The following is a 3,566-nucleotide window of genomic DNA, read 5'->3' as shown; positions in this document are numbered from 1 at the left end:
CTACCTCCCCCCCGTCAGCCCCCCACCCACCCCCCCGCGGGGCCGGCCCGGGCCGGGCGGGCCGGCCCCTCGACCGTCGGGAAGAAATCCCCGCGGCCGTGTCGAGAACCTGCGCGGCGCTCCGACCACACTGCGAGCGGCGCCCACGAGGGCGCCCCGGAGCCGGGAGGAACCGCCGTGCGCAACCTGATCCACTTCGTCCACACCTCGATCGACGGCCGCATCCAGGGCCCGAACGGCGAGTTCGACTGGGCCGAGATGGGCCCGGAGCTGTCCGCGTACTCCGTGGAGCTGAACGCCCAGCTGGACACGCTGCTCTACGGCCGCCGCGTCTGGGAGATGATGGCCGCGTACTGGCCGACCGCCGACCAGGTCTCCGACCACCCGCACGACCGGGCGTACGCGCCGCGCTGGCGGGACACCGAGAAGGTCGTCGTGTCGCGCACCCTCGAGCGGGTCGACGTCGAGCGCACCACCCTGATCCGCGACGACGTGCCGGCCGCGGTCGCCGCGCTGAAGGAGCGGCCCGGCAAGGACATCGTGCTGATGGGCGGGGCGGCCCTCGCCGGCTCCCTGGCGGCCGCGGGGCTCGTCGACGAGGTACGGGTCTGCGTGCACCCCGTCGCGCTCGGCGGCCCGCACGGCGCGCTCGCCACGGACGGCACCCGGCTGAACTTCGACCTGGTCGGCACCCGGGTCTTCGACGGCCGGGTGGTCGAGTCGACCTTCCGCGCGCGGCGGTGACCGTTGACCACCCCACCCGTGATGGTGAGGTCTGCGGGAACGCCTCTCGGCCCACCTGGCCCGGGTCACGCTCGGCGGCGGCGACCTCGACCGCTTCCGGTACCTCGGCTTCGACCAGTGGTTCCGGCTGTTCATCCCGGTGCCGGGCGGCACGCTCGAGGGCCTGCCGGACAGGCTCACCGCCCTGAGCTACGCGAAGTACCTCACCCTGCCGGTCCCGCGCGAACCCTTCCACGGCTGGACCGTAGGGGAGCAGGCGCTCCCGACGGGCATGCGCCGGCACTGGGTCCGCAACGGCGTGCCGAAGAACCGGATCATGTTCTGCGGGTACTGGCGGGAGGGCGCCACGACCTGAGGGACCGTTCGCCGGCTCGGCCGGGGGACTCCCCGGTGCGATGAGATCCGGCCGGTCCGCGGGTCTGCCCTGGTGACCGTCGTCGGGCGGCGTGCGACGCCGTCCGGCACGAGACACCGCGGAGGACACCATGACGACCACGCCGGATCCGACCACCACGCTGCCCGGCCGCCCGCCCGTCGTCGACCTGGCCACCTGGCAGGCCGCCCGGGACGAGCTCCTGGTCCGCGAGAAGGCCCACACCCGCGCGGGCGACGCCCTCGCCGCGGCCCGCCGCCGGCTGCCGATGGTGGAGTTCGACGGGACGGTCGAGGTCCTCGGGGCGAACGGCCCGGTCCCGTTCCTGGACCTGTTCCAGGGCCGCGACGAGCTCGTGGTCTACAAGCACATGTGGTGGGACGGCGCGCCGCACCAGGGGCAGTGCGAGGGCTGCACCACCACGGCCTGGCACGTGAAGGACGCGGTCTACCTCAACGCCCGCGGCGTCTCGTACGCCGTCCTGACCACGGGCCGCTGGGAGGAGGTGGCCCCCTACGTCGAGTTCATGGGCTACACCGAGCCCTGGTACTCGGTGCGCGGCGTGGAGGGGCCGGCCGGCGGCCACATGGGCTTCCTCACCAGCTACCTGCGCGACGGCGACCGCACGTTCCTCACCTACTCGACGACGGGCCGCGGCAACGAGCGGGTCAACGCGTCCCTGGGCCTGCTCGACATGACGCCCTACGGCCGCGGCGAGGCGTGGGAGGACAACCCCGAGGGCTGGCCCGCGGGACGGCACGCGTGCTGGTCCTGGCGCTCGGACGCGGACGGGAACGACACCTGGGGCCCGACCAGCCGGCCCGTGCCGCAGTGGACCCGCCCCGGCGCGACCCCCGTGGAGACCCTCGGCCGGCACGACGACCCGCACTGACTGGCCGTCGTCCACGGTGCCGGCCCGGGGTCCTACGACGCGCGGGCGTCGGGCTCCGGCGGGCGGTGCCCGGCCAGCCGGTCGGACCGGGGGCCCTCGGTGCGGTGGTCGGCACGGTGCTCGGTGCGGTGCTCGGTGCGCCGCCCGGCCGGGTGCGGCCGGCGGGCGACGAGGATCGTCGCCGGCGGCAGGTTGCGCCACACCACCGGCATCGCCTCGACCTCGGCGAACCGGGCCGCGAAGGCCCGGCGCAGCTCGCGCGCCCGGCTCGGCAGCGCGGTGCGGGTGAGGACGGCGGTCGCCATCCCGTCGGGGGTGAGGGCGGCCGCGATCGCGTCGAGCACCGCGTCGCGCCGGTGGCCGGGCAGGAGCGTCCACGGCAGCGACGTCACGACCACCTCGGCGCGCGCGATCCCGGCGTCGGCGAGCAGCCCCGGGAGGCGCTCCGCGTCGCCCTGCCGGACGTCCACGCCGGGCAGGTGCGCGGCGAGGTGCCGGGCGAGCACCTCGTCCAGCTCGACCGCCAGCAGCCGCGATCCCGCCGGCAGTCGCTCGTGGATCTGCCGGGTCAGCGCCCCGGTGCCCGCGCCCAGCTCGACGACGGTCGGCGTTCCCGAGTCGGGCAGCAGGCGGGCGAGCTGCGCCGCGAGCGCCCGGCCGGACGGCGCCGGGGAGCCGAACAGGTGCGGGCGGCGGACCGCCCGGCAGAGGAAGGCCCAGCCGGCGCGGTCGTGGACGCGGCCGGACGAGATCCGGGAGGTCATGCGCGAAAGGTGCACCATCCGCGGCGTTCCCGCAGCGCGGAGGGCGGAACGATCAACTGTTCTGCAGGTAGACCAGCACCGCGGACACCCGGCGGTTGAGGTCGCGCTCCTCGGAGAGCCCCAGCTTGGAGAAGATCGAGTTGGTGTGCTTCTCGATCGCCCGCTCGGACAGCACGAGCGCGGCGGCGATCGAGGCGTTGCTCTTGCCCTGCGCCATCTCGCCCAGGACCTCGAGCTCGCGCGGGGTGAGCGCGTCGAGCTCCGACGGCTTGGCCCGCTGCGCCGCGACCAGGCCCTCGATCACGGTCGGGTCGATCACCGAGCCGCCCTCGGCGACGCGGCGCACCGCCTCGGCCAGCTCGTCGCCGTCGGCCACCCGCTCCTTGAGCAGGTAGCCGCGCCGGGCCGTGCCGTCGGCGAGCAGGGTCAGCGCGTACTGCGCCTCCGCGTACTGCGACAGCAGGATCACGCCGGTCTCGGGCTTGCGGACCCGCAGGTCCGCGGCCACGGAGAGGCCTTCGTCCGAGTTGGTCGGGGGCATCCGGATGTCGGTGACCACGACGTCGGGGTCGTGCTCGTCGATCAGCGCGGTGAGCGCCGGCAGGTCGGGGGCCGCGCCGACGAGCGAGAGGTCCTCGGTGCCGTCGATCAGGCGCACCAGTCCGTGCCGGAGCAGGGCGTTGTCCTCCGCCAGGACCACTCGGATCTTCACGCGCCCAGCCTAGAGGGGCCCCGCGCGGCCCGTGAGTGGCCCATGGGTCGCTCGGGCCCCGCGCGACAAACCCCCCGACCG

General features: G+C 75.2%; 5 protein-coding genes. 3 read left to right on the top strand and 2 right to left on the bottom strand.

Translation table 11 applies throughout. The annotated features are described in order from the left end of the window. The first annotated feature begins 177 nt into the window (after positions 1–177). The 3 genes from AB0B41_RS42860 (at position 178) to AB0B41_RS42850 (ending at position 2,009) form a co-directional block, all read left to right on the top strand. Entirely contained in the window at positions 178–744 is a 567-nt protein-coding gene (locus AB0B41_RS42860; protein WP_358212943.1) for a dihydrofolate reductase family protein, read from the top strand. 31 nt (positions 745–775) lie between these two features. Continuing rightward, on the top strand, positions 776–1,099 hold the full coding sequence (locus AB0B41_RS42855) for a siderophore-interacting protein (protein WP_358212947.1): 324 nt from the start codon (positions 776–778) through the stop codon (positions 1,097–1,099). Positions 1,100–1,229: 130 nt separating this feature from the next. Beyond that, the gene (locus AB0B41_RS42850) at positions 1,230–2,009 is read left to right on the top strand and encodes a DUF899 family protein (protein WP_358212942.1); all 780 of its coding nucleotides are present in this window, start codon (positions 1,230–1,232) and stop codon (positions 2,007–2,009) included. A gap of 32 nt (positions 2,010–2,041) precedes the next feature. Here AB0B41_RS42850 and AB0B41_RS42845 read toward each other — a convergent pair whose 3' ends face one another. Continuing rightward, complete coding sequence (locus AB0B41_RS42845) at positions 2,042–2,773, bottom strand: methyltransferase domain-containing protein (protein WP_358212940.1); 732 nt, start codon at positions 2,771–2,773, stop codon at positions 2,042–2,044. A gap of 52 nt (positions 2,774–2,825) precedes the next feature. Beyond that, entirely contained in the window at positions 2,826–3,479 is a 654-nt protein-coding gene (locus tag AB0B41_RS42840; RefSeq protein ID WP_358212945.1) for a response regulator transcription factor, read from the bottom strand. Positions 3,480–3,566 lie beyond the last annotated feature (87 nt).

Source organism: Pseudonocardia sp. NPDC049154, from assembly GCF_040648315.1.
Lineage (GTDB): Bacteria > Actinomycetota > Actinomycetes > Mycobacteriales > Pseudonocardiaceae > Pseudonocardia.
The sequence above is the reverse complement of the archived record's forward strand: the minus strand, read 5'-3'. Positions and strand labels throughout refer to the sequence as shown.